The following is a 26,544-nucleotide window of genomic DNA, read 5'->3' as shown; positions in this document are numbered from 1 at the left end:
GTGCCGTGGCAAAACAATTCAGAACCGCTGCCGCGTTCAAAACGGCTCTCGAAACGCACCTGCGTCGTCATGCGATCGAACGGGGCGTTCCATTTAGCACCGTGCAGCTGAAGTTCGTAATCGAGCGACTGCTCGCACGGCTCTTCGCGGGTGAAAATCCGCCGTGGCTGCTCAAGGGCGGATTCGCGATGGACCTGCGGTTTCGACCGCGAGCGCGAACGACAAAGGACGTGGACCTATCGGTCTCGCTCATCACTGGTGGGGGCGACGCACGGTCCGCCGGGCTGCGAGATCGGCTGCAAGAGGCGCTCGACGTCGACCTCGGCGATTATTTGACTTTTCGCCTCGGAACCCCCAAGCGCGAGCTCACAAACGCGCCCGGCGGTGGAGCGCAATTTCCCTGCGAAGCGGTACTGGTTGGCAAGACGTACGCCGCGTTTCACATCGATGTGGGCGTTGGGGACGCGCTCATCGGTACCCCCGAGCGGCTCGTCGGAGAGGACCTGCTCGAGTTCGTGGGCGTGCCACCGGCAGCGGTGCTCGCGATTCCCAAACCGCAGCAATTTGCCGAGAAGGTCCACGCCTACACGTTTCCGTGGGTCGGGCGGCTCAACAGCCGCACGAAAGACTTGGTCGACCTGGTGCTCCTCATCGAACGCGGAGCGCCCGCTGTGGCCGAAATTCGTGCGGCACTCGTGACCACGTTCACCACACGCAGTACCCACCCGTTGCCAGCCGCACTCGCTCCTCCTCCGCCTTCGTGGAAAGAGGATTTCGTTGGGATGGCGGCTCAAGCCGGAATCTCGACCACCGATTACCTCGAGGCGTTCACGTTGCTCGAGAGGTTTTGGTCAACGAACGCGCTTGCGGGTTAATCTGCTGAGCGCGGCAGCCAGAGCGGCACCGAGGACGTGATTCGAGACAGGACGGTCGTTACACCCGGCTCTGCCACCCGCGCCGGATGGCTTACGCGGTCTCGAACGCGCGAAGCGTCACCGAGATCCGCCGACCGCTGTACTTGGTCGATTTCGGTACAAGGTGCTTCCACGCCCTGTTTGTGTCGGCGGGCAAAACGAACACCGTTCCGCTCGGGGCGGCAAAATCCCGCTTCTCCCGGCCCCGGATGAGCCGAAAGTTTCGCGTCTCTCCAAACGAAATGGTGACGATCGGCGTGTGCGGAACGAGTTGCTCGTCCTCATCGTGATGCGCGCCGATGTAGTGGCCGGGGCCTTCGTACCAGTTCAAAAGCAGACCGTTGAGCCGTGGGTGGATGTGCTTCTGGCACCACCCCCGAAGCGGCTCAAGCAGTTCGGGCACGGGAGCCGCAACGCTGGTCTGATTTGAGAAGCGGTAATCGTGGCCAAAGGCCATCTGCCACCGGGGGATGGCAACCGGCTTCCCGATCATTTGGATGACCGGTCGCTCAGTCGGGTGGAACGCCCAGGCGTTCTCAAAAAGTGACTGGTCCCAGGTCAATTCGTCGGGGAGCCGGCCTGCGAAAAACGCCAGATCGTCGCCAAGGTCGTGGGTCACGAGAGCCGGGATACGAGGAGTTTCCATCCGTACCGTCCTCCAAGAGGGCTTTAGCTTCGGTGACTTCACCAGTTCGGGCCGGTCGGGGGCAAATAGCTTACTTGTCGAGTTGGTGGGTTGCTGGCATTGGGCGAATCCAGTGGCGGAAATGGATAGAGCCTTTTGAGGCGCAGCAGGTTCACTTGTCGCATTCGGCGCATCGCTCAAATGGTGGCAGCGAAACGCCCAAGATAAACGCGGAGGGAAGCCTCACCCTTTGCAGGAACCTGCGGTTCCCGCACCCTCCCTTTCAAGACCTACCCACGAATCGCCTCTTTAAAGGAGGCCTCGAAAGCGAACGTGGCGGGCAGACGTGAGCACCGCTCCCGGCTCCCTCGGGCTCGAAGGTGCCCCAAAGACGGGCTCATCAGACAGTCGAGCTACCCCCTTTCCCGCCACCGTCGGCCGCCTCTGCGGTGCCACTCGCCGCGAGCACCGCGAGAGGCGGCCAACGGTGACGGGGTGACCGAGTTGGAAGGGGGGAAATGCGCCACGGGGGTGAAAACGCACACGGAAGAATCGCCAACACACTCGCAGCCGAAATCCGATCACTCGTAGGTGAAAAGGCAAAGCCGCCCGCACGTTCGCCATCCGCACCATCCGCTCGGGAGGTGCCGTAGTCGACGATCCGAGGCAGAGCTGTCGCGGCTGCTCAAAACGTCTGCGGCTTGGCGGTTTTGTGAACTTGTTTAAACGAAGAGTGCCGGACCACAGGAGCGGTCCGGCACTCTTGGCTACGCTTTCTTTTTCGGTTCTTTCTTCTGGTCCTTTGGAACCATCTTCTTTTTGGCCAGCGTCGTTGTGTCCTGCTTTTCCTTCGTCTTGGTCTCGTCTGCCTTCTTCCCGTGGCCGTGGGGGCTGCCGCCGTTGGTCATGTGGGCCCTTCTGCACCGAGTTGCGATTGAATCCTTTACGTCACCGTGACGTAAAGGATGTGGACCTATCGTATGCGGTCCCCGAGAGTCACGTCAAACGGTATTTTCGTTTGTGGCTCTCGTCGGGTGCGCGGTCTTGGCCAATGTCTGCGAGCGATTCGGTGAGCGGCTGCGCGAGGTCCGGGAAGGTGCCGGCATCTCGCAGGAGAGGCTCGCCGAGCTCGCGGGGCTCCACCGCACGTACGTGAGCAGCGTGGAGCGGGGCAAACGAAACATCTCGCTGGAAAACATCGAGCGGCTGGCGGTTGCCCTGGAAGTGGAGATGGCGGCCCTGATGCCGATCCGGGCGCCCAAGAACGGGGTCTAGGACGACGAACTCAGAAGACGGCCCGATCGCTCGTAGTACTTCATGAGCGTATCGCGTGAAGCGACGAAGAAGAGTGCTGCAAGCACCCCGTACCAGAGCCCTCGCCACCCGTACGCGTAGCCCCCGGCCAGATACGCCCAAACGAGCGCGACGACCATGTTCGCGTAAAACTTATAATAATGGTAATGGATCTGGATCAGGAGCTCGAACGCGTCTGCCGCTTCGTCCAGCACCCGAAAATCCCAGCGCGGCGGCCGGAGCCCGGTGCGGTGGTGGATCGTGTCGACCACAAGCCAGCGGACGGTACTGACGGTCAGGCCCGTTGCCACCGCCTCGACCGTACCCGAGAGGAATTCGGTGATCGAGGGATCGGAACCGTCCGCGGCCGTTCCCCAGCCAGTAGCACCGGCCAGGAACGGCAACCCACCGAGGGCCGTAAAACCCGGCAGCACATAGCCGATGAAGAGCCCAAAGTTGGAAATCGTCAGTTCGCGAGCCACGGACGAACCGTATCAGCTCATGTCGGATGGGGTCAAGTTATTCAAGTTTCACCTCTCGGCCCGGCCGGCCGGCCATTCATCACGTCACCGAGGCTGAGCGGACCAAGATCGCTACGGCAGCCGGAGGCTCGTGCTGCGATGCTGGAGCGGGGCACGCGACCTTCCGCCTGGACAACTCGCGAAGCGAGTCCCAGCACGTCCGTTTCACTCGACTGGTCCGTGTTTTTCGGGTACTATTAGGGTGGTAATGTGTGAAGAGAGGCTGAAGTTATGGCACAAACTGCCGCCCAGAACCGCCATCAGGTGCTCGACCGTCTGCTGAACCCGGTCCGCGACATCCTGACCCCCGAGGTCGCTCGCGCCATCGCCGACCTGCGCGCCGACCAGGTGACCCAGGACCGAATCGAAGACCTCGCACACCGTCACCACGAAGGTCAGCTCGCCCCCGAGGAACTAGCCGAGTACGAGGCCCTCGTCAGCGGGGCGAACCTCATTGCCGTGCTCCAGGCCAAAGCCCGCTCGGTTCTTAACAGGTCGCGCGCGTAATGGTCCTCGCCGCCGTCCGCAGACTCGTCCGCGATCGAGCCGGTCACCGCTGCGAGTACTGCCGCACCCGGCAGAGCGACGAGCCGTTTATCACGTACCAGACCGAGCACGTGATCGCGATCCAGCACGGCGGCGGCGATGACGAAAGCAATTTGGCCCTCGCGTGCTCCCACTGCAACCTGCACAAGGGCCCAAATCTGTCGGGCATCGACCCGGTCACAGACGCGATCGAGCCCCTTTTTCATCCGCGCCGGCAGACGTGGGACGACCACTTCGAGTTTCAAGGGCCGGTCATCGCCGGTAGAACCCCGTGCGGACGGGCGACCGTGCGCGTGCTGGCCATGAACGCCGAGGCCCGTGTCGACCTGCGCCAAGAGATTCAGCGTTCCGATGCCGAGTAAACAATTATCTCTGCCGGGTTGGTGAGGCGCACCAGCTTGTCATCTTTACCGAGCACAACCAGGCCATCGGGCTTTGGAAATCCCACGGTCAGACTTCTGCTGTTCACGCCCACCATGGATTAACGACCCAAGCGAGAAATGCGGCTCGGTGCTGGGGCCCCAGAGCCTCAAAGCTTGCACGACGTCGAACCGTCCGCACTTCCACGTGTTACCCGAGTCCCACACGGCGAGCAGGAACTGGGCGGTGATGCGTTCGCCGTGCGAGATCGGTGTTTCGTCGGCCCACCGGTCAAAGGCGCCCGCATCCCAGGGGGCTACGCCCATGGCATCTGTCATGCTGGGGAACGTCTGTGCGAACGCGGTCATCTTCTCTTCAAGACTTAAGTGCTCTCCCGTCATGTTCCTCTGTTTTCAGTGAATGGGCACCCCTTTGGGTCGGGTCGTGAGCGTAAGACGTTCCCGTCCAGGTCCTCGACCCAAGCGAAAAACTTCTGCACCGGTCGAACGCAACCCGAGCGTTGTTGATGTCGCGTATCGTTACCGAGAAGAACTTTGCCTCAGCACGTGACCCGGGCCGGCTAATGACTGCCGGGAGTGCCGACTTCGTGTCGAGCCGAACAAGTCGGTCGTCTTTTCCGATCACCACGAGGGATTCCGGCATCCCGCCTCTGCGTCGTCACTTGGTTCTTCGCAATGAGCTAAAAGGGTGCGAATCAGGTGGTCGTAATCTTTGCTCTTCGCTTCATCGAACACGGTGCGGATCTCCTCGTCCGACCAGCCCTGTTTTACTGCTGCTCGCCGAAACACTCCGAGCAGGTGGAAAGCGTTCCCATTTTGTCCGGCAAGACTCACTCTGACCTTGTCCATTGGCCTCCTTGCGTCGCCATTTCGTTGTTTACGGCTACCACGGCTCACGAGTCCAAACGAGCGGTGCTCTCCCGTCACCACCGCTTGCGTTTAGATTTTCATCATGATTCATGTCGTCCATAAGCAATAAGGGTAATTCGGGAGAGTGTCGTAATTTCGTTTGGACAATAGCATATTCTGCATTTCTCGTACAGTGATTTAAGAAGTGTAACCTGCTGCTTTTTCACGATATTTGGCGGCTGATCGGTGTTTTTCGCGGTGCGCACGAGCTAACAAGAACATTGTTCGTTCGAAATGGTTTCGCTCGCCCACACCGTTCCCGGCGCCGTGCTCCAGTATTCGGCGCTGAAAAAGGGCCGGTGGCATCCCCGCTCATTGCTCGCGAGAAGCGCAGCCGGTCGCAAAATCGTTGCAACCGGCATTGCGCAATTTTACATTCGCGCTTCAATGAACCCTTCCGTGGTTTTCCAGGAGGGTTCAACTCATGACCTGTGGGTGCTGTTACCGCCGAGGTAACCTCCGGCACTGCGACTGTGTCGTTGGCCTCTGTCGCCGCTGTGCGTACTGCGTCCGACACTGCGGGTGCGACGGGCCAAAATGCCTTCGAGAATCGATCGACGAGGTGATGCAACTGGCGCTCACAGAACTCAACGCGGCGGGCGGTCCGTTCGCCGACCTGCACACGCACCGGCCGCACGGTGCGTTAGGAACCCAGGGCTCGAGGATTTGAATCACAACTCACTTGGCCGCGCGTGGCTCGGGTGCCGCATGCGGTCAGAGTTGCGTTACGCAGCGTCGCCCGTTCGCTTCTGTTCCGGCGGTGCCGGAATCCGCTCCCACCACTCGTGCGCACACGACCGGCACCGGTACTTGGTCTCGACGAAGTTCCCCTCGCCCGGTTTGCCGTCGACTGCTCTCCGGGCTCGGAACAAATACCCTTTGTGCTCACATTTCGGACAGCAGCGGTCGGGGCGCTCAAACGGTGTCATCCAGCCGGCTCCGTTCTCATTGGGACATTCGACCCCGGGTATCGGCAGGCCAAGCAACGGGGCTTGAGTTTCCACTTCGTCGGTGCCCGTTCGATCCCGAGCGCATGTTGCGAATTATTTCGGGTGTCGCGATTCGCAGGCTCTGAAGTTCTCCCACCGCTACGCGGCAGCACGGGCGTGCCAACCTAACGGTCGTTCCGCTCCGCTTCGCTGCGCCACTACCCGTGCAACCGCTGCGCTGATTTCTCGAGGGTGCGTGACGACCTTTCTTGTCACGGCCCCAGGGCGGGCCGTGCGTGGAATTGCCTTTTTCGACAGGTGGGGGAATCGGGTTTCCAGAAGGGGTGAGAAACCCGATTCCCCCACCTGCCGAAAAAACGCGATTTGGGGCTGGGAGTTTTAAGGTCGCCCGAAGCAGCCAGAATCGGCGGGCGTTCAACAAAAAGCCGCCAGGGGGGAAAGCCCTGGCGGCCTTTCACAAATGAGGAATATGACACACGAGTTTGAATCAGGTTTTTTCGTCCGTCAACCGGCTTGGCACCGTCTCGGCGTTACGCTCCACGAGGCGCCCAACGTCGAAGACGCGATCCGTCTCGCGGGGCTCGACTGGCGGGTGCGAATGGTGCCGCTATTTACCGAGGCCGGCTGTCCGGTGCCGACGCACCGTGCGACCGTTCGCGAATCAGATGGGAAAGTAATAGGGGTCGTCGGAAGCGGTTACACCCTCATGCAGAACGATCGGGCGTTCTCGTTCTTCGAGCCGTTTCTATCAGCCGGCGCGTGCTCGCTCGAAGCGGCCGGCTCACTCAAAGAAGGAAAGCGGATTTGGGTCCTCGCTCGAATTAATGGAGCCGAGGCCGAAGTCGTCGACGGTGATCCGGTGCGCGGGTATTTCCTGCTCTCCAACGCACATGACGCGAGCCAAGCAGTACGGGCGCAGTTTACCAGCATCCGCGTGGTGTGTGCGAACACGCTGAACGCTGCCGACCGGCGGGCCGAACGCGGATTCGAGGACTGCGTACGCGTGCGGCACACCACCGGCCTTGAAACGAGTCTCGTTCTGGTGCAACACACCATCGACATGGCGGCGAAGACTTTTTCGGCCTCGCTCGCCGACTATCAACGCATGGTGTCGCGGCGGTTGCCCGTCGACGGGTTTCGCAAATACGTCATCGATGTGCTGGAGGTGCCCGAATCGGTTCAACGCATGGGTAAAATGCCAAAGGCGTGGGACACCTTGCAATGGGCCTACCACGCGGCTCCCGGTGCGCGGATAAATGGCGTCTTCGGAACGTACTGGGGGGCCTACAACGCGATCACCGACTGGGTCGACCACACGCGCGGCGTTAAAGACGCAGATAGTCGACTCGATTCGGCGTGGTTCGGCAGCGGGGCGCGGCTCAAGCAACGGGCTTTTGAATTAGCGTTGCCGTAACGCGAGCGATTTCTCGCCGGGGGTGATGAGCCCCCGGCACTTATTTGGGTCCCCGGCGGCGCTTGCAAGTTGTGCCCGATGACCACTGTGTTGTGGGACGGGGGCCCGCCCAAATATCGACCGATTCTTCACGCACCGTCAAGCGCGTGAAAGAGCTGAGCAGCCGTAGAAGCCGTTGCTGATCGGAGCAGGAACGGTTGTTGCGAGCGCGAGCCCCCGAGCGGTGCGTCGCACAACTCGGGGGCTACACACCACGCACTATGAGCGCAATTTGACCATCGCGGCGGAGCACCCGTGGCCGGTGCGGGATCACTCCGGTTGCGAATCTGGCTCGGCCGTGAGTTGCCTGTACCAAGCGACCACTTCGTCGCGCGAAAGTTCCCAGGTCGTCCGGGCAAGTTTTGCGACCACACGGGACTTAAATTTCTGATAACTTGCGAGCGCCCGCTCCGCGCCCAGAGCGTCAGCAAGAACTGCCAGTGCGAGTTGTGCCGGTCCCGAGCCACCGTATCCCCACTCGAACCCCGCCGGCGAGTGATTTTTCAGATCGGTTCGAGCGGCCAACGGGTGAATCCCTCCCCGGTCGTCCTCGCGCGCGACGGTCACACCGGTGTCGGTTCGCACGCCGACGTATTTCACTGTTGGCCGGTCCGTGACGCTCGCGCCGTCACCGGCAACTCGCTTGTGAAATTGATCCGGTCCGAACATATCCCCTCACCTACCTGTGCCCGGCCCTTATCGTCCGCGCACGTTTAACTCGACCACCACCGACTCGACGAGCGGCGCCCCGCTCGGCACCAGCCGGGCAATTCTCTCGTCGGCCTCCTGCACCCACGACACCTTCTGGTCGCGGAGCGCGGTGTATAACGTGGACAGGTTCCGCCCGGTGAGCGTCACCACCGCGTCTCCGAAAATGAGCTCGATTCCGTGCGACAGGTTCCGGTCCACCCGGCCGAGTAGGTGGTACGCGAAGAGGTGCCCGTTGCCGGTGCGGAGACGCACCTCGAGCATCGCCACATGGCGCATAAATTCGTCGCCAGCGATTCCGAAGGCTCGATAGTCGGTGTTTGCCGGCTGCTCGACCACCTTCTCGTCGAGCAGCGACTCGAGACGCGGAATGCTCGCCCACTTTTCGTCCCCCGTGCCGCTCATCGCCCGACTAAAACCTCCGCCACCCCTCGCGCTCGTTTATTCGGTTGTGGCTCCCGTACGATGCGCCTCTGGGCCCACGAGCGCCAGAGCGCCGAGGGGGCAAATATTTCGGTCGCCGCCGGCCGCGGGTCCGAGCGTTCGGCGGCCAGTCGCAGCCCGGCCTTATCGTCGGTGATGAGCAGCACGCGCTCGCGGCCGCGTGACACGGACACGTACAACTGCTCGACGGAGGATGCGGCAAACGACTCGGCGCTTTGGGAGACGAGCACCTGATCGACGGTTCTACCCTGTGACGCGTGCGAAGTGACGCAGTAGCCGTGCGCCACGTGCCCAACGTCGTACGGCACCACAGCCCCCGACTCGAGCTGAATATCCCCGTTGGAGGTGAACCGCTTCACCACACCGTGAGCCCCGTTGTCGAGCCGGTGTCCGTCGCGGGTTCTCTCGTTGCTGGTCAAACGCACACGGTCCCCGATCCGGAGTTCGAGTTCGCGCGACTCGAAAACCTGAAACCGGTTAGCGAAGTGAAGCGGAAGCAGAGCGTCATCGCCGCTGGCATCCTGAACCCGCAAGACATTGGGTGCGGCCGATACGACCACCCACCGAGACGCGCTTCGAAATCCCGGGGCATGACGGAAAAACTGGAGCACCATTCCGGGCTCGTAGTTCGCTGCGTCGCTCCGCTCTGCGATCGTGAAATTTGCTGCAACCAACTGCGGAAAGAATCGCGGCTCCCCGCTCAGCACCTGTGCGGATAGGAGCTCGGTGCGGATCGTTCGGGTGACGCGCTCACCCTCGGCATGCGTCGGTGACACCACCAGAACGGATTTTCCCTCACGATGTGCGAGTAGATATTCAGCCGCGATCAACTGCGCGCCAGCCTCGTGATCACACTCGCGCACCCATCCGAGTCTGTCGAGGACGTCGAGCGCGTCGACGGCCCGTCCCTCGCTCAGCAACCCGACCGCTTCACGGTATCGACCGTGCTGGCGGCGAATACCGGTAACCGCGAACGGGGCTAGTCCGGCCTCACACTCGAGGAGCTTAAGTGCGGTCCCACGAGCGACGCCAGAGTGCTGGCGGGTATCACCGACCAATACCACCCGCGCGTCGAGTCGCCCAGCAGTATCAAACAGAGCGGCAAGCGCCACAGTGCCCAGAAGTCCCGCCTCATCAACCCAGATAACGTGCCCACGGGCACGTTCCTGGAATTCGGCGTCGACGAGAAACCGCGCCACCGTGTCGGCCGAGGAAAAGCCTTCGGCGCGAAGGACGCCGCGACTCGCTGCGGCTGATGGTGCCAAGGGAATAACTCGTGTCCCGGATTTTTCGATCGCTTCGACGGCCTCAATCATGAGGGCCGTTTTCCCGACGCCGGCCGCACCGCGTAACAGCGTCACCCGGTCATGTGATCCGAGCACATGGGCCACGGCCGCTTTTTGCTCATTCGATAACCACTCGCGCGCGATTGGCGAATGGTTCGGAACCAAGCGGGCACATATGCCGCGCCCGTCTCGGGCGAATGCCAGCATGCGGATTTCTTCAGCGAGCACCTCACGCGCGGTCGCGTATTCCACGCCGTCTCGCTCCTGCACGAGAAGCCCCAGACCCTTAAACGCCGCGCGGATCTCATTAACCGCGACCTCGCCCACGCCGCGACGGAGTGCAACCGCGAGCAACCGGTCGACCGACACGGCCGACTCGCGTTCGAAGCAGTGCTCGACGGCATAGTGCAGAGCGTCTCGGACCGCGTTGAGATTTCGAGGGGGACGGTCGAGGGCTTTGGCAGCGACCAGTTCGAGGGCCCGCAGTTCGTCGCCGGTGATGCGAGCGCGCCAGCGCGCACGCAACTTCGAAAGCGAAAGCGCGGTGCTTTTGCGCTCGCGGGTCAGAGCTCCGATCGCGTCCTTGGCGTGAGCGTTGGTGATCTCCTGCTCTTCGGCTACCCGCTCGATCAGCTTCGTTCGGCGTGAAAACTCTTCGAGCACGCGACGCGGAACGCCCGCAAGTTCCCAGCCCTTACTGGTGCGGACCGTGTCGTAACCGAGGTGTCGCAATTTTGCCGCGAGACGGGCGTGGAAGGTCGCCTCGAAGTACGGCGCGGCCCGTTTGACCTGGCACAGGTCGAGTGCCTTCCAGCGCCCCTCGATCGGATCGAAAGTGGCGTTGAAGACGACGGCATGGCAGTGCAGATGCGGGTCGGGAACTCCGCCGACCGGTCGTGCGGTCGTGTGCACGTAACTCGCCCAGGTCAGGTTCCCGGTGGTGCGCACTTGGTTCGCGCCTTTGATCCGAACCCGGGTCTGGGCACGAAGCTCAAGCTCTCGCATCGTTTCTTCGACCGCCTGCCGGAATGCTGCGAGTAACTCGGCCGATTGAGTGAGACCGAACAGCACCGAGAGGCTTTTGGGGACGTGCCAGTTCAGATCGAAGGCGACGCGGCGCGAAACATTGGTTCGCAGAGTAAACCGCTGACCGGTGCGTGGATGGAAGTTGTCGCACATGCGAGCAAATTCACCACGCTCGACGGTGCCCGTGAGTCCAAGGTGCGCGGCCCCGATTCCGCCCCACTCGCCGGGCAGCTCTTGGCCTGCGCTGTAGTAATCTCCCGCGCTGTAATACTGTTTCGCTCCCTTGCTGCTGCGTACCACCATCACCCGGAGCACATCCCTATCCAAAGCAATCATTCTTCACAGGGCTTGACCTCACTGATTTAGAAACCGGTTGCCCATGCCGCTTCAGACGCCAATCGCTCCCTCTCACTTCATCAACTGGTGGCAAGTTCACCTAATCTGACAGGCCGCTTCGCTTTTCGGGCACTCCTAGCAGTTCGATCAACAGACATCTCCCCTTAGCTCCGCTAACGTGTGCTGGACTGCTCGGAATCAGCCGAAGCGGTAAAGCCACCGAAAACCATCTGCGGTAGCCGATCGGTAGAAGATTCACCTTACGTGCCGGGTAACCGGTCAACGAGCCGCGATATTCTTGGCCCTGATTTCACGCTTGAGAATTACAACGATGCCGTAACTAGCGGCCGCAACTGGTTGAGAGGATTAAATTTGGGTGATTAGCAAAATTCTAGGGCTGGGTTTGGGTTGGGGCGGCGGCCCGGATTAGGCGGTTATACAGGAGGGTCATCAGGTGCTCGCCGCGGTGGTTGTACCGGAATTCATACTCAGCCAGGTACAGCGGGAAGTTCCCCGGCTCGACCCCGTGGACGTGCCGGTACAGCCGCTTCGCGTAGCTCCAGAACCCCTCGATCCCGTTGATGTGCGCGGCCCCCACCCCGAATGTTTCCTGGTGGTTGATCGGGACGTGCTTGCCGTGGCTCTGGACGTCGTTGTAGCTGGCGAACTCGTCCGTGTAGAACACGCTCCCCTTGACCGTTGCGGCCTGGATCTTGGCCATCAGGGTCTCCTTGCTACAGTTCGGGACGGCCACCGTGTACACCCGCCCGGCCCGCTCCAGGATGCCGAACACGGGCACTTTCCCGCCCGCCCCGCGGCCCCGCTTGCCTTTCCGCTTGCCCCCGAAGTACGACTCGTCCCGTTCCAGTGCCCCGAGCAGCGGGCGCTTCTCCTCGTCGGTCATGGCCTGGAGGGTGAGGCGGAACCGCGTGTACGCGGCGTAGGCCGTTGGGTAGCTGCACCGGACCACCCGAGCCGCGTGGTGGGCCGTGGTACTCAAGGCGAACGCCCGGAGCAGCTCCCACTCCGTCTTGCGCCGGTGATAGCTCCACTTGGCCCGGCAACTGGGGCACTGCCGCTGCCGGGCCGAATTCTGGTGTGTGGCCTGGTGGCACCGCCAACAGAGTTGCCCGACCAAGTGCCGCTCATACTCTTCGAGGGTCATAGGAACAGACTACTTGCTGCCCTAGAATTTTGCTAATCACCTAAATTTGAGCGTTATCGTGGCTCGGCTCGCCGGACCAGCCGGCACGGGGGTGAAAAAAATCTTTGCGAATTGACTGCCGGTTTCGCAGACAACCCGGTTCGAGAGGGGTATGAGCGAATCAACGACCCACGCCACGACGGCGAATCACGATCCAAATTGTCCCGCCGCGCTGACGCTCGGAACGCGGGACGGTAGGCGTTACGTGCGCAAGTCGGAGGTGCGTGAGCAGATTCGCCAAGCGCACGGGGTGGACCCGCCCGTGTGGGACATTCCTCATTTTCGAAGTGAAACCATTGTGCACCTTCTCCGGAAGTGGCGGGAAAATTCCCGAACTATGCCGGAGTTTAGCGCATTGGTACGGGAACTGGGCCGGCGCGTTGCTCGAATTGTCAGTGACAATTCGCGTGGTGTCGGGAACCAGGCGCGGGACGACCTCATCGACAGCATTCAGGGTCGAATCGTCAGCTTGGTCTTTGAATCTGCACCGACCCGTAAGGGCGAATTCCTCGAAGTGTCGTTTCGCAAAGTCGCCCGTGGCCTCGCGCTCAACGCGGTCGAGGCGCACTTCGCGCGCGCCAACGAGTACTCTGAAGTTCGAATCGCAGACACAGTAACAGAAGAAGACGTGGGGGTAGTCGTCGCCGATCCAGCACTCCCGCCCGACGATTTGATGATCTTGTTCGAGGGCCTCGACGCCATCACTGACCCGCGACATCGCGAGGCGTTCGTCCTTCGATACGGGTACAACTGGCCGATCGACCCGAGTGATCCGAACGTTGCCACGCTGTGCCGACACTTCGATGTCAAGGAGCGCCAAATCAACACCTGGCTACGCACTGCGATGAGCCAGGTGCGAGCGAGGATAGGAGAAAATTTATGAGCACCCACTCCCCCCACACATTCGAAGACGTTGTCGACGAAATTATGCTTGAGGAAGAGAAGCCAACTCACGAGGCCCTCGTGCGCTGGACCGCCCAGTATCCGAAACACCGCGAAGCGCTCAGTCGCTTCTTCGCGACGTGGGCTCTGCAAGAAACGTCCAGAGAACAAGTGACTGTGGACGAGGCTCGAGCCGGCGATCGCATGCTGAGTAAGGCGCTCGACTTTCTCGCGGGCCAACCGGCCGCTGCCACTCTACCGGCGGCGGCCCCGAGCAGACTGAGCCAAGCGATCAAATCGCGCGGCCTCACCGACCGAGAGTTCGCGAAGAAGTGCGACCTCGACGAATCGCTCGTCGACAAGCTCGATTTACGGCGAATCCCCTCCGGTATTCCGCAGAAACTGCATGAGTTGGCAGCAGCAGCGCTCGACTTCACCATCGACGCGGTTCGGGCCATGTTCACCGGCGAGCCCATCGGCGCGGTCGCGAATAAGGCCAAAAACAAGCCGACCGTTCCGACCGAAGACTTTCTCGCCGCCGTCGATTCCTCCGACCTGCCAGAGGACTTGAAGGCCCGGTGGGTTGAGATCGTGAACCAAGAGCAAATAACGGGAGGGAATCGATGAGCGCGTGGAATGAAGTTCGGCGCCTCGCCGCCGCACGGCATGCCGACCTGTTCGGAACCACCGACGAATTGGTTCCCGCCGCGGCCTTGCTCGACGCTGCCGAACGAGCGACCGGCGTAACCCGGCACTCGCGACCCAAGGGCGACGCGCTGCTCGACGGCGGCGAAGCGTGTTACCACAGCGAGAAGAAGAAGATTTACTACTCGCGCGAACACGCCGAGCCGCTGGCGCGATTCTACGTCGCCCACGAGTACGGGCACCACTGGCTCGGGGCGGTAGTCGCGCGCTGTGACTGCAACGATCTCGACATGCTGACCGCGGCGGAGCCCGCCCCTTCGGTCGTCGGCGACGCCGACTCGTACAGCCCCAAAGAGCGGTCCGAGGCCCAGGCGAACGTGTTCGCCCGCGAGTTTCTCGTTCCCCGCGAGAAGCTCCGCCGTCGGTGCGAACACGGACAATTCGACGCGGGCGCGCTCGCGACGGAACTCGGCGTCCCCGTCGACCTGGTGCTGCACCAGATGACCGACGTGGCGCTGCTACCTGAAGAGCACGGCGGCGCCGAAGAGACGCGGGCGAGCGACGCCGACGAGCCGGACGCGAGCCAGCGCACAGCGATCGAGGCGGGCGACGGCCCGCGCCAAGTGCGGGCCGGCCCCGGGACGGGAAAAACGCGGACGCTCGTGGGCCGAGTCGTCCACCTGCTCAGAGCCCGAAACGTTCCCGCGGGTTCGATCCTCGCACTCACCTACTCCAATCTCTCGGCGAAGGATCTGGCCGCCCGCATTCGCGCGGCGGTGGGTGACAAGGCGACGGCGGTGTGGTCCGGCACGTTCCACGCGTTCGGGCTGGAGCTTCTGCGCAAACACGGCCATGTGCTCGGCATGGAGGGGCCGCCGAAGCTGCTCGACCGCACCGACTCGCTGATGTTCCTCGAACAACTGCTACCCCAACTGCCGCTGAACCACTACCTCGACTTGTACGAGCCCGCGCGGGCGCTCAAAGACATTCTGAACGCCATCGGGCGCGCCAAAGACGACCTCGTCACCCCCGAGCGGTACGGCGAGTTGGCCCACGCCATGCTCGCATCCGCGAGCGATCCCGACGCGATCACCAGGGCCGAAAAAGCACTCGAGGTCGCAAACGTGTACAGCGTCTACGAGCGCGAACTCCGCTCGCAGTGGCGCGTCGATTTCGGCGACCTGGTGGCGCGCCCCGTCGAACTGCTCCGCGCACACCCGGAGGTTCGGGACGCGGTTCGCGATCAGTACCGCCACATCCTGGTTGACGAGTACCAGGACATGAACCGGGCCAGTGCCCATTTTCTCAAGGAGATTGTTACCCCGAAAGCTGGTCCTTGGGTCGTCGGCGACGTGCGCCAGGCGATCTACCGCTTCCGCGGCGCGTCGCCGCTCAACATGTCGCGGTTCGAGCAAGATTTTCCCGGCGCCGCCGTCACCGACCTCACCGTCAACTACCGCTCCGGCGGCAAGATCGTGCGCGCATTCGAGGCGTTCGGGCAGAAAATGACTGCCGCGCCCCTCGCCCCCAATTCCGGGTTGACGGCCCACCGGGGCGAAACCAACGGGAACGTTCTGTACGACGTGGCGGTGTCAAGAGAGGCGGAAGCCGAGGGAATTGCGCAGGCGATCAAGAAGCGCCAGAGTGACGGGGTGCCCTTTCGCCACCAGGTCGTCCTCGCCCGCTCGCACACAACCCTCGCGCGACTGGCCGGGCACCTCGAACGGTCCGGCGTGCCGTGCCTCTACTTCGGAGACTTCTTCGAGCGGCCCGAGGTGCGCGACCTGCTCTCGCTCCTGTCCGTCGTTTCCGAGAAGCGCGGGGTGGGACTTTTGCGGGTCGCGCAAATGCCGCAGTACGCGGTCCCTCCCGCGGACATCATCAAGGTAGTCGAGTGGCGCCGCGAGCAGGCAATCTCCATGCTCTCGGCGCTTCGGCGGGCGGACGAAATCTGCGACCTCACGGACGTCGGTCGCGCCGGAATCAAGCTCCTCGTCTTCGACACGAGGCACTGGTCGTGGACGGTTTCCCCGCACCGGTTTCTCACCGAGTACCTGTTCGGCTCTGGAGAGCACGTGCGCCTGCTCCTCGCGGGTAACACGGTTCAAGACCAGCAGCGCCGGCTCGCCGTGTACCAACTGCTTCAGTTCGCGTTCGCGTTCAAGCCGCCGGAGAAAGAGGACCCCAAGCACGCGTTCCTCAATCACGTGCGCCGGCTCACGATTCTCGACGAGGAGAAGCAACTCCGGCAGCTCCCCGCAGCGGCCGGCGACATCGACGCAGTGCGCCTGATGACGGTGCACGCGAGCAAGGGCCTCGAATTTCCCGTCGTCCACCTCGTGTCGCTGGCGAAGACGATTTTCCCGCTCGGGAACCGGTCCGACCCGTGCCCGCCGCCGGCCGGAATGATCGCGGCAGACGACCTCTTGACGGCAACGGCTGAAGAGGAGAGCTTGTTCTTCGTCGGCATGTCCCGCGCGAAGGACGTGCTGCACCTCTCGCGCTCGGAGACGAACGGAGCGGTTAAGCGGGGGCCGTCGTCGTTTCTCGAACATGTTACCGCTCACCTCCCGAAGGCGGTGGACGCCGCGGCGGGGTGGAAGAACCTCGGCCACCAGGCAAAGGGCCGCCCGCGGCTCGCGGCCGCCGCGGTGACGGGCGCGTGGTCGTACTACGCGATCGAAACGTACGACGAGTGCCCGCGCCGCTACTACTACGACCACGCGCTGGCGCTCAACGCCCGCGACGAAGAAGGTCCGTACTTGCAGTTCCAGTCGGCGCTGCACGCGAGCCTCGCCTGGCTGCGGAGCGTCCCGCAAGCGGCCGAGCGCAGCGCGGGAATCCGCGCGCAGTTCGAACTCGACTGGAGCGAGCACGGCCCGCAGGGGCACGCGTTCGAGCCGTTCTACCGCGGCATCGCGGACAAAATGATCGCGAACGCGTTGGCGGTGATGGACGGGCAAGCGCTTCCGGTCGACCGAACCGTCACGCTCCCGGAGACCGGTGCCGTGGTCAACTGCCGCGCCGATCACATCGAAGCGACGAGCGCGGGGGTCGTCATCCGCAGACTGAAAACGAGTCGGCTCGCCAAGAAAGAGACGGAAAAACTTCGCTACACCCTGTGGCAGGTAGCCGTGGGGAACGCTCACCCCGGGCAGGAGATCGTTTTCGAGCACGTGTCGCTGCTCACAACCGAGCGCCAGCGGTCCAAGGTCGAGACCAAGAAACTCTCCAAGTCGCTCACGGTGATCGAGGACGTGGTGCGCGCGGTGGCGACCGGCGCGTTCGACCCCAAAGAAAGTGACGACTGCCCGAACTGCGCTTACTACTTCGTATGCCCTTCGCACGGCGCACCACTCTGATTGCATTCGGGCACACAACCGTTCTTTCACACAGGCGGGGGCAAATGCCCCCGCTTTTGTTTTTGGCCCGATCGAGCCCGTCACATCTTTTTTCAAATCCGACTGCCGGATTCGAGACGCCCGCGGTTCAAGAGAAGTAGAGGCCCGACGAGGGGCTGCAACGACACCGCGGGCGATGGTACCCGGACTTAACAACGGAGTTACGCACATGAACGACGCAACTGAATCCGGCGGCGAGAAGGTCAAGGCGGCGAGCGCTTACCGGTTCGCGGTGAGCGACGAGACGCTCAACTTTCGCCCGCACACCACGACCGACCCGGTGCCGCTCGGACGCCAACTCCTCGCGTCCGCGGGGTACGCGCCGGTGGACGACTACAGCCTCTTCGCCATCCTGCCGAGCGGCGACTTCGAAGACGTGCGGCTCGACGAGCTCTTCGACCTTCGCGGCAAGGGCGTCGAACGGTTCGTCGCGTTCAAGACCGACCGCGTCTACCGGTTCACGCTCGACGGGCGCGCGATCAGTTGGGGCGTGCAGAACCTGCTCGGCTCGGTTCTGTACACGCTCGCGAACGTGGGGCCGGGCCAGGCCGTGTTCCTCGACGCCCGCGGGGGCCAAGACCGGCTGATCGAGCCCGGTGACATCGTCGATCTCGCGGGCGCCGGTGTCGAGCGCTTCGTGACCGGACCGCGCCCGGTGCCCACGTTCGAGATCTTCGTCAACGGCCGGCCCAAGACCGTTACCGGGAACACGGTGACCTACGAGCAGATCGTTCAGCTCGCGTTCCCGGGCGACCACGACCCGAACGTCGAATTCTCCATGAACTACACCCACGCCGCTTCGACGCCGCCCGTCGGGGAACTCGGCCGTGGCGGATCGGTTCAAATCAAAAAAGGGAGTCGGTTCAATGTCACGCGAACTGTTCGCTCGTAACCCGGACTTGAAGAGCCTTCGAGACGAAGGCTACTTCGTCGAGATCCGGGGCGCGCTGCTCGTGATGCGCGAAGTGCCCTACGTGGACAGCAAAAAGTGCGTCCGCCGGGGCACCCTCGTCTCGGGCCTCACTCTGGCCGGGGACGTCACCCAAAAGCCGGACTCGCACCAGGTGTGGTTTGACGGGGAGTTTCCCTGCAACGCCGACGGCACCGAACTCAAGGGCATCGGTCACAGCAGCGGGAACTATGACCTCGGGAACGGGGTGACCGCCAAGTACCACTTCTCGAGCAAACCCAGGGACTCGGGGTACACCGATTACCACGAGAAGATGACGACCTACGCGGGGGTCATCTCGGGGCCGGCGGCGGTGCTCGAAGAGGGCGCAAACCCGCGCGTGTTCCGCACGCCGGAGGACGAACGCGACGGCGTTTTCAACTATCTGGACACCGCATCGGCCCGTGTCGGCATCGGCGCGCTGAGTGAGAAACTTTCTCACGAAACCGTGTCGCTCGTCGGGCTCGGTGGGACCGGGTCGTACGTCCTCGACCTGGTCGCTAAGACACCGGTGAGAGAGATTCGCCTGTTCGACGGCGACGAGTTTCTCCAACACAACGCCTTTCGCGCCCCTGGCGCGCCGGCGATCGAGGAACTGCGCGAGGTGTTCCCGAAGGTCGAGTATTTTCGTGGGATCTACTCGCGCATGCACCGCCGGGTCGTCGCGCACCGGACGTTCCTGCGGGCCGACAACGTGCACCTGCTCGACGGTACCACCTTCGCGTTCTTGAGCATGGACGCGGGCGAGGACAAGCGGGGCGTGGTGCGCCACCTCGAAAAGATCGGGGCCGCGTTCGTTGACGTGGGGATGGGCCTCGACCTGGACGCGGACGGGATGCTCGGCGGCATCTTGCGGGTGACGGCGAGCACGCCCGAAAAACGCGACCACGTTCACGGCGGTCGAATTTCGTTCGTCGGCGGGGGCGCCGACGACGTCTACGCCTCGAACATCCAGGTGGTCGAGCTGAACGCGATGAACGCAGCGCTCGCGGTGATGAAGTGGAAAAAGATCCGCGGGTTCTACCGCGACGCGGAACGGGAGCACCACTCGACCTACACGACCGAAAGCAATCTGCTCATCAACGGTGACCTCCCATGATGCGCTGCCAGAGACTCGAACACCGCTTCGTGCAGTACGTGCCCGAAAAACTCGAGCCCGGTGTGCTCTACATCGCACTCGAGTTCTGCACGGCCTCCCACATCTGCTGCTGCGGTTGCGGCGAAGAGGTGGTGACGCCTTTAAGCCCTGCGCAGTGGCGCATGACGTTCGACGGAGAAACCGTCTCCTTGTGGCCCTCGATCGGCAACTGGAGCCTGCGGTGCCGGTCGCACTACGTCATCGACCACGGGCGCGTGCTCACCGCACCGCCATGGAGCGATACGCAGATCGAGGCCGGACGCCAGCGTGACCGGGACGCACGAGCGCAACACTACGGGACACCGCCGAATGTCCAGCCGGCACCGCAACTGCCGCCGGTGCCACAACCTCAGAAAGTGCCGACTGTTGCCCCCGAGGAGAAAAAGCGCGGACGGTGGTCACGCTTCTGGAAATGGATTTTCGGAACTTGAGCGACGCAGCGTGACGCCGGGGCGTAATTTGCGATCGGCGTCACGCCCGTTACTTTCGTTCGGTTTCCCCTTCAGTCGATTCCGCAAGCTTAAGCGTGTAGGTATCTTTTGTTGTAATACCCCTCGTCGCCGTTCGACGTGTACTGGATCACAGTATCTATGCAATCAACGTTCACTTGGCTCGATTACTCCGAACAGCATCGACGCCAGATGCTCGACGTGATCGACCTGTTTCGCGAACAGGAGACGCGCGACGAACTCGGCATCGGAACGGTGCGTGACGCCTTTGCCGACGCGTTCTTTCCTGGGACGAGCACGATCCAGACCCGCGCTCGGTATTTTTTCTTCGTGCCGTGGGTGTACCGCGACCTCGAACACCGGCGGGTGCCGAGCGACAAGGCGCGCGACCGCGCACGAAAGGGCGAGGTCGCGACCATCTTCGCGCTCCTTAAGTCCAACGACACGTCGGGACTCCTCGGCAAGCAGGCAAAGGAAGCTCTGCAGCGGCTGCCGAGCAGCGTGTACTGGCAGGGCCTGCGCGTGTGGGGCGTTTGCCTCTTCCCTGGTTCTCTCGACCAGTACCACCGCTCGCTCGATGGCTACTACCGCCGCGCGGACCGCGCCGACGCCGAGCTGCCGGCCGCGCCGAACTGGCACGCGGGGCTTCCCGGCGCGCCCGAGGGGTTTCCCGAGAACATCACGTTTCGGCTGACTCCCGGCGAGGCCCAGTACCTGCGCGACCGCGTTCTCGCCCGCGTGCCCAAATCGCTTCTCGCCTTCTTGGTCGATTCCGACGGGGCGGAGGCGGAAGTCGATTTTCCGTGGGCGCACCCGCTCTCCAAAGAGTTCCCTCCCCCGCTCCAGGAGCTTCTCGCGCACGCCCGTAACTTCTCTGAGGCCATCCACGGGGCGGCCTACCTCTACAACCTAATGCTCGCCGAGAAGAAACCGGCCGACGACTTGGTGGAAAAGTACGCCAAGCTCCTCAACGAGTGGCACGAACAGCTTGAGGCACGTGGCGCGGCCCTTCGAGATTGGGACCGGACGCAATTCTGGCAACTCGTCGTCGGTGCGGGAGCGCGGGTCAGCCCGCAGACGCGAATGTTCATCGACGGGTGGCTCGGCCTCGCGCTCGACGGGGACGGCAAAAAATCTACAGGCGGTGCCGCCCGGCAGCTCGTGGCGACCCGTGAGCGGGCGCTCAAGCGCGGGCTCTCGCGCCTCGACAATCAGCGGGCGCTCGAGCTCTGGAACGGGGCCGCCGGCACCGGGGCGCTCGATTTTCGGTGGGGGCCGACGCGGGTGATCCTACGCGACATTCGCCAGGGTCTCTGCGAGGAGGAGTGAGCGATGCTCGGACCACACGACCGCCGCCTGCTGCTCGACGCGCTCCGCCCGCCCGAAGGGTACTCGCTCGACTTCGCCGTGGGCACCACTTACTCCCTCGACCTGGTCGCGTTGCTGACCGCGCCGCTCGCGTTCACCATGTTCGACTGGCAAGACGCGGAGGGGCGGCCGAGCGCGGACCCGCTGGCGACGCTTGAAGCGCTGCGCCGCTACTCGGACCGCATCGCGGTGTTCTGCCAGGCGGGCCAGACGCTCGTGCCCAAGCAGCACCGCGTCCTCTTCGGCTATCTCGAAAACTCGGTGTTCGAGGTGGCGGCCCGCGGCCCGGTGACGAGTTTTCACCCGAAGGTGTGGGCGCTACGTTTTGTGGCTGCCGACGGCGCGGTGTGCTACCGCGTCCTGTGCCTCAGTCGCAACTTGACCTTCGACCGCTCGTGGGACACGGCGCTCGTTCTCGAAGGCGAACTGGGGGGCCGCAAGAACGCGATCGCGGCGAACCACCCGCTCGGCGACTTCTTCGCAGCGCTTCCGGGGATGTCCAAGCTCCCGCTGCCGGCGGAGACCGCCGAGCGCGTTCAACTCTGTGCGGCGGAGCTGAGGCGCGTGCCTTTCGTGCCGCCCGACGGTTTCGATGAGATCAGCTTCTGGCCACTCGGCATCGAAGGCCGGACGTCGTGGCCGTTCGGCAACTGGTACAGCCGCGTGCTCGTCGTGTCGCCGTTTTTGTCGCCCCCTCTGTTAGAGCGCGTGACCGAGATCACCGACGACGCGATCCTCGTGTCTCGAATCGACTCGCTCCAAGAGCTAGGGGCCGGCGCGCTCGACGGCTTCACTGCGGTTCACGCGTTGAACCCGTCGGCCGAGGTTGAGGAAGCCCGAGCGGAGGCGTTCGAGGAAGAAGAGGAGGCGCCGTCCGGCGCCCCGACGAGCGGGCTTCACGCAAAGCTCTACATCGCCGAGCACGGGTGGAACGCGAGCGTGTTTACCGGATCGGCGAATGCCACGAGCGCCGCGTTTGGCGGCAACGTCGAGTTCCTGGTGCAGCTCGTGGGCAGGAAGAGCCGCGTCGGGATCGACATATTCCTGAAACGGACCGACGGCGGCCTCTCGTTCGCGGACCTCCTTCAACCCTTCACTCCCGGTATGGACGCCACTGTCGTCGATGCCGAGCAAAAGAGCCTGGACGAATTAGCCGAAACGGTGCGACGGGAAATCAGCGGCCTCGCTCTCGTCGCGGATGTTTCGTCGGCAGCGGGGGCCGAACTGTTCGATGTAGCGTTGCGCACCGAGAGCGGCACGCTTTCGCCGTTCGTCTCCGGTGCCGAAGTTCGCGCGTGGCCGATCACGCTCCCTGAGCACACAGCCGTTGCGACGTCCGGCGGCACCACACTCGCGACGTATCACGCGCTCTCGTTCGCCGCGCTCACTTCGTTCTTTGCGTTTCGCGTCATCGCCAAATCGTCCGGCAAGACGGCCTGCCTGCGGTTCGTGCTCAACGTCCCACTATCGGGCGCGCCGTCCGATCGCAAAGAACGTATTCTCAAGGGGCTCCTCAGTACGCCGGAGCAGGTGCTGCGGTTTCTCATGTTTCTCCTGTCGGAGTTCGGCGCCGAGGGCGGCCCGCTCGAATCGGCGGCCGACGAATTCGAACTTGGCAGCGGGCCCTTTCAGTGGGGCGCAGGCGGTGTGCCCCTGTTCGAGTCGCTGATGAAGGCGCTCGACCAGAGCCCGACCAAACTCGATCAAGTGGCCAAGCTCGTTGAAGACCTGCGGGCCGCGGGCGAAGGCCTTTTGCCCGCGGGGTTCGACGAGATATGGCTTCCGGTGTGGCAGGCCAGACAGAGGATGCACCCATGAGAACAGGAGTCGCGCGGCCCGACACCGCAGCCATTCTGCGCGGGCTCAAGGACTTTCAACGTGATACGGTGGAGTATGTGTTTTCGCGACTCTATGGTCCTGCCGCCACCCCGCGCGTCCTCGTCGCCGACGAAGTCGGGCTCGGGAAAACTCTCGTCGCCCGCGGCGTCATTGCCAAAGCCATCGACCACCTTTGGGACAAAAAAGACCGCATCGACGTCGTCTACATTTGCTCGAACGCCGACATCGCGCGCCAGAACGTAAACCGGTTGAACGTCACAGAGGCCCAAGAGTTCGTTCGGACCGAGCGGATCACGTTGCTGCCCACGCGCATTCAAGACCTCCAAAGGAATCCGCTCAATTTCATCTCGCTGACGCCCGGCACCTCCTTCGATCTGAAGTCGAGCCTCGGCCACGTTCAGGAGCGGGTGCTCCTTTACCGACTCCTCCAGAAGCCGTGGGAGTTCAGCGGCGTCGCGCCCCGAAAAGTGTTTCAGGGCAACTGCACGCCCGAGAACTTCATCTCCCTCCTCGACCGCTCCGACGGGAGCGGCGGGCCGGTGATTGACGCGGGGCTCGCCGAGCAATTTCTCAAGAGCCTCGACCACCACATGGCCGCCGAACGGGCGAAAGACCATCTGACGCTCCGCGAGCGGTTCAACGAACTGTGCGATCTGTTTCGACACGTGAAAGACGAGGCTCCCGCCGGCGCACGGGAGAAGCGGGCGCGCTGGATCGGCGAGGTGCGCACTCTGCTCGCCGCAAGCTGTCTCAGAGCACTTAAACCCGACCTCATTGTTTTGGACGAGTTCCAGCGGTTCCGGGATCTGCTCACCGATAACAGCGAACTCGGGCAGCTTGCGAGCGACCTGTTCGAATACGACGACGTGCGGGTACTGCTCTTGTCAGCAACTCCGTACAAGATGTACACGCTCGCCGCAGAGGCGCACGACGACAACCACTACGCGGACTTCTTGCGCACGCTCACGTTCCTTGAGCCGTCGGAGGCCCGTGGGTTCGAAGGCGTACTCGATGACTTCCGCCGCGAACTGTTCCGCATCGGCCGCGGCAGTCTTGACCGGCTCCTCGCCCTGAAGCACGATCTGGAACGGCGCTTACGGAAAACCATCGTCCGCACGGAGCGGCTCGCCGTCACCCACAACCGGGACGGCATGCTCAAGGAGATGCCGCGCACGGGCCTCACACTCACGGCGCGGGACGTGGCGACATACCCCCAGCTTCGCCGCGTCGCCGATGCCCTCGACGCGGGCGAAGTGCTTGAGTTTTGGAAATCGGCGCCGTTTCTTTTGAACTTCATGGAGAACTATGAGGTCAAGCGCGCCTTTCGAGACGCCCTAGAAGTGACGGCGAGGGAGGAAACGCTCGCAGGCATTCTGTCGGAGACTCCGGATCTTCTGCTCTCATGGAAGGACGTGTCCGCGTACCAGGCCGTCGATCCCGGTCACGCGGGACTCAGAAAGCTCGCCGCCGAAACGGTCGGTGCCGGCGCGTGGGAGTTGCTCTGGGTGCCGCCGTCACTCCCCTACTATCAACCGGCCGGGGCGTTCGCCGGCGAGCGTGCCGGCCGCTTCACAAAGCGGCTCGTGTTCTCTGCGTGGCACGTGGTGCCCAAAACGATCACGTGCCTTCTGAGCTACGAGGCCGAGCGGGAGATGATGCGCTCGTTCGAGACGGACCCGAAGAACACCCCCGACGAACGAAAACGCCGACGGCCGCTCCTGCGCTTTGCCCGCTCCGATGAGCGACTCACGGGTCTTCCCGTGTTGGGAATGGTCTACCCAAGTCTGACACTCGCGGCGGTCGGCGACCCGCTCGCACTCGCTCTCTCCGCCGAACCGTTCGAGCACCCTCTCACCCTGGAAGCGGTGAGGAAACGTGTTGCCGAGCATTTACGACCGCTCGTTTCTGCGCTCGCAACGTCGAGTGACACGGGCGCGGAGGACGAAGCGTGGTACTGGGCAGCACCGATCCTGCTTGACCTCGTACGACACGAAGATTCGACCCGGGCGTGGTTTAGGGACAACGAACTCGCTGACTCGTGGGCGGGTGAACAAAACGACGGCGCCACCGACGGTGACGTTGAAGAGTCACTCTGGCACGCCCACGTCGCTCACGCGCGTGAACTCGTCGCCGGCAAAGTGGTGCTCGGACCGCAGCCGTCGGACCTCGTCGACGTTCTCGCCGAGCTCGCGCTCGCGGGTCCGGCGGTGTCGGCCCTTCGGGCATTAGCCCGCGTGTCGGGGGAGTTGCCTGATCCGTCGAGACCATTACTGCGCCACGAGGCCGGGTGGGTGGGGCACGCGCTCCTCCGCTTGTTCAATCTCCCCGAAGTAACCGCGATGATCCGCGGCCGGAACGGCGCAGAGCCCTACTGGCGGCGGGCAATTGAATACTCGCTCGATGGGTGTATCCAGGCTGTATTAGATGAATACGCACACGTGCAGAGAGACCTTCAGGGGAAAACCGGTGGGAGTAGTGCACGGATCAGCGAGGAGGTGGCCGCGGGCATGCACGCGGCGTTGTCCCTTCGCACCTCGGCTCTGGGAGTCGATGACGTCCGCGCAAGCAAACGCGGAACAGTGAGAGTCGAAAATCGCACGATGCGCGGGCGGTTCGCCGTGCGGTTCGGCGAAGAGCGGTCGGAGGACAGCGAGCGTGGCGCCAACCGGGCGGAACAAGTGCGCGCATCGTTCAATTCCCCCTTCTGGCCGTTCGTTCTCGCTACCACCTCGGTCGGACAAGAAGGGCTCGATTTCCACCCCTACTGTCATGCGGTGGTCCACTGGAATCTGCCGGCGAACCCCGTCGACCTTGAGCAGCGCGAGGGCCGCGTCCACCGCTACAAGGGGCATGCGGTGCGAAAAAATCTGGCAGCGAAATTTGGCTTGGCCGCCCTCACGACTTCTGACGACCCGTGGGACGCGCTGTTCGCTGCGGGCGTAGCGGAGCGAAAACCTGAAACGTCGGACCTCGTGCCTTATTGGGTATACCCACTTGAGGGCGGTGCGTCGGTTGAGCGACACTTGATCACATTCCCTCTCAGTCGCGATGCGGAAAGAATGGAAGCGCTTCGCAGGACGCTCGCTGTTTACCGAATGGTGTTCGGTCAGAGCCGTCAGGAAGACCTAGTCAGCTACCTTCTGACCCAACTGCCACCGGACGAAATTGCAGAGGTGGCCACGAAATTCCGGATTGATCTGTCACCAACGGTGATTAATCGAAAACGCGATTGTTAGGGAGTCAAGCGAGGGATTGTGAGGCGTTTGATTGCTCCATCG

Annotated in this window: 22 protein-coding genes; 14 read left to right on the top strand and 8 right to left on the bottom strand. The window is 63.1% G+C overall.

Annotation, left to right across the window (positions count from 1 at the left end; all coding sequences use genetic code 11):
- Window positions 1-5: 5 nt before the first annotated feature.
- Entirely contained in the window at window positions 6-875 is an 870-nt protein-coding gene (locus GobsT_RS12495) for a nucleotidyl transferase AbiEii/AbiGii toxin family protein (protein ID WP_081471800.1), read from the top strand.
- 91 nt (window positions 876-966) lie between these two features.
- Here the strand turns inward: GobsT_RS12495 and GobsT_RS12490 are convergent, their stop codons facing one another.
- A complete protein-coding gene (locus GobsT_RS12490) occupies window positions 967-1,740 on the bottom strand; it encodes an alpha-ketoglutarate-dependent dioxygenase AlkB (RefSeq protein ID WP_148087716.1) in 774 nt (257 codons plus the stop codon).
- A 566-nt stretch (window positions 1,741-2,306) separates the two neighbouring features.
- Window positions 2,307-2,447, bottom strand: a complete 141-nt coding sequence (locus GobsT_RS37725; RefSeq protein ID WP_010044779.1) for a hypothetical protein — start codon at window positions 2,445-2,447, stop codon at window positions 2,307-2,309.
- A 136-nt stretch (window positions 2,448-2,583) separates the two neighbouring features.
- Here GobsT_RS37725 and GobsT_RS12485 point away from each other — a divergent pair, with 136 nt between their 5' ends.
- On the top strand, window positions 2,584-2,814 hold the full coding sequence (locus GobsT_RS12485) for a helix-turn-helix domain-containing protein (RefSeq protein ID WP_033199039.1): 231 nt from the start codon (window positions 2,584-2,586) through the stop codon (window positions 2,812-2,814).
- On the opposite strand, the gene GobsT_RS12480 is transcribed toward GobsT_RS12485, so the two are convergent.
- Window positions 2,811-3,314 carry a hypothetical protein gene (locus GobsT_RS12480; protein WP_010044774.1) on the bottom strand — a complete coding sequence of 168 codons (504 nt, stop codon included), beginning with the start codon at window positions 3,312-3,314 and terminating at the stop codon, window positions 2,811-2,813. The two genes, GobsT_RS12485 and GobsT_RS12480, sit on opposite strands and share 4 nt — an antisense overlap.
- A 270-nt stretch (window positions 3,315-3,584) precedes the next feature.
- On the opposite strand from GobsT_RS12480, the gene GobsT_RS12475 reads away from it, so the two are divergent.
- Entirely contained in the window at window positions 3,585-3,860 is a 276-nt protein-coding gene (locus tag GobsT_RS12475) for a hypothetical protein (protein WP_010044772.1), read from the top strand.
- Complete coding sequence (locus tag GobsT_RS12470; RefSeq protein WP_010044770.1) at window positions 3,860-4,261, top strand: HNH endonuclease; 402 nt, start codon at window positions 3,860-3,862, stop codon at window positions 4,259-4,261. Before GobsT_RS12475 ends, GobsT_RS12470 begins: the two co-directional genes overlap by 1 nt.
- 639 nt (window positions 4,262-4,900) lie before the next feature.
- Here GobsT_RS12470 and GobsT_RS12465 read toward each other — a convergent pair.
- Window positions 4,901-5,128: a hypothetical protein gene (locus GobsT_RS12465; protein ID WP_071529320.1), complete on the bottom strand. Its 228-nt coding sequence runs from the start codon at window positions 5,126-5,128 to the stop codon at window positions 4,901-4,903.
- 1,479 nt (window positions 5,129-6,607) lie between these two features.
- Between GobsT_RS12465 and GobsT_RS12460 the strand changes: the two genes are divergently transcribed.
- Window positions 6,608-7,552, top strand: coding sequence for a DUF932 domain-containing protein (locus tag GobsT_RS12460; protein ID WP_029600932.1), 945 nt, complete (start codon window positions 6,608-6,610; stop codon window positions 7,550-7,552).
- Window positions 7,553-7,861: 309 nt separating this feature from the next.
- Here GobsT_RS12460 and GobsT_RS38740 read toward each other — a convergent pair whose 3' ends face one another.
- The 4 genes from GobsT_RS38740 to GobsT_RS12445 all read right to left on the bottom strand — a co-directional run bounded on the left by GobsT_RS38740 (window position 7,862) and on the right by GobsT_RS12445 (window position 12,556).
- Window positions 7,862-8,191 (bottom strand): DUF6166 domain-containing protein, encoded by a 330-nt coding sequence (locus GobsT_RS38740; RefSeq protein WP_063744596.1) that lies wholly within the window; start codon window positions 8,189-8,191, stop codon window positions 7,862-7,864.
- A 96-nt stretch (window positions 8,192-8,287) separates the two neighbouring features.
- Complete coding sequence (locus GobsT_RS12455) at window positions 8,288-8,704, bottom strand: hypothetical protein (protein ID WP_010040982.1); 417 nt, start codon at window positions 8,702-8,704, stop codon at window positions 8,288-8,290.
- Entirely contained in the window at window positions 8,701-11,391 is a 2,691-nt protein-coding gene (mobF, locus tag GobsT_RS12450; protein ID WP_010040979.1) for a MobF family relaxase, read from the bottom strand. The genes GobsT_RS12455 and mobF overlap by 4 nt, the downstream gene beginning before the upstream one ends.
- 391 nt (window positions 11,392-11,782) lie before the next feature.
- Window positions 11,783-12,556, bottom strand: coding sequence for an IS1595 family transposase (locus tag GobsT_RS12445; RefSeq protein ID WP_010040977.1), 774 nt, complete (start codon window positions 12,554-12,556; stop codon window positions 11,783-11,785).
- Between the two features lie 151 nt (window positions 12,557-12,707).
- Between GobsT_RS12445 and GobsT_RS12440 the strand changes: the two genes are divergently transcribed.
- The 9 genes from GobsT_RS12440 (at window position 12,708) to GobsT_RS12400 (ending at window position 26,502) form a co-directional block, all read left to right on the top strand.
- Window positions 12,708-13,478: a sigma-70 RNA polymerase sigma factor region 4 domain-containing protein gene (locus GobsT_RS12440; RefSeq protein ID WP_148087715.1), complete on the top strand. Its 771-nt coding sequence runs from the start codon at window positions 12,708-12,710 to the stop codon at window positions 13,476-13,478.
- The gene (locus GobsT_RS12435) at window positions 13,475-14,104 is read left to right on the top strand and encodes a hypothetical protein (RefSeq protein ID WP_010040974.1); all 630 of its coding nucleotides are present in this window, start codon (window positions 13,475-13,477) and stop codon (window positions 14,102-14,104) included. The genes GobsT_RS12440 and GobsT_RS12435 overlap by 4 nt, the downstream gene beginning before the upstream one ends.
- Window positions 14,101-17,484: an ATP-dependent helicase gene (locus GobsT_RS12430; protein ID WP_010040968.1), complete on the top strand. Its 3,384-nt coding sequence runs from the start codon at window positions 14,101-14,103 to the stop codon at window positions 17,482-17,484. Before GobsT_RS12435 ends, GobsT_RS12430 begins: the two co-directional genes overlap by 4 nt.
- A 208-nt stretch (window positions 17,485-17,692) precedes the next feature.
- Window positions 17,693-18,415 (top strand): multiubiquitin domain-containing protein, encoded by a 723-nt coding sequence (locus tag GobsT_RS12425; protein WP_010040965.1) that lies wholly within the window; start codon window positions 17,693-17,695, stop codon window positions 18,413-18,415.
- Complete coding sequence (locus GobsT_RS12420) at window positions 18,390-19,571, top strand: ThiF family adenylyltransferase (protein ID WP_010040963.1); 1,182 nt, start codon at window positions 18,390-18,392, stop codon at window positions 19,569-19,571. The genes GobsT_RS12425 and GobsT_RS12420 overlap by 26 nt, the downstream gene beginning before the upstream one ends.
- Window positions 19,568-20,041, top strand: a complete 474-nt coding sequence (locus GobsT_RS12415) for a ubiquitination-like system serine protease family protein (protein WP_029600931.1) — start codon at window positions 19,568-19,570, stop codon at window positions 20,039-20,041. The genes GobsT_RS12420 and GobsT_RS12415 overlap by 4 nt, the downstream gene beginning before the upstream one ends.
- 159 nt (window positions 20,042-20,200) lie before the next feature.
- A complete protein-coding gene (locus GobsT_RS12410) occupies window positions 20,201-21,388 on the top strand; it encodes a DUF6361 family protein (protein ID WP_029600930.1) in 1,188 nt (395 codons plus the stop codon).
- A gap of 3 nt (window positions 21,389-21,391) precedes the next feature.
- A complete protein-coding gene (locus GobsT_RS12405) occupies window positions 21,392-23,245 on the top strand; it encodes a phospholipase D family protein (protein WP_010040957.1) in 1,854 nt (617 codons plus the stop codon).
- Complete coding sequence (locus tag GobsT_RS12400) at window positions 23,242-26,502, top strand: C-terminal helicase domain-containing protein (RefSeq protein ID WP_010040955.1); 3,261 nt, start codon at window positions 23,242-23,244, stop codon at window positions 26,500-26,502. Before GobsT_RS12405 ends, GobsT_RS12400 begins: the two co-directional genes overlap by 4 nt.
- The last annotated feature ends 42 nt before the right edge of the window (window positions 26,503-26,544 follow it).

Source organism: Gemmata obscuriglobus (assembly GCF_008065095.1).
Lineage (GTDB): Bacteria > Planctomycetota > Planctomycetia > Gemmatales > Gemmataceae > Gemmata > Gemmata obscuriglobus.
Note: the sequence above shows the minus strand (reverse complement) of the source record. Positions and strands in the feature narration are given on the sequence as shown.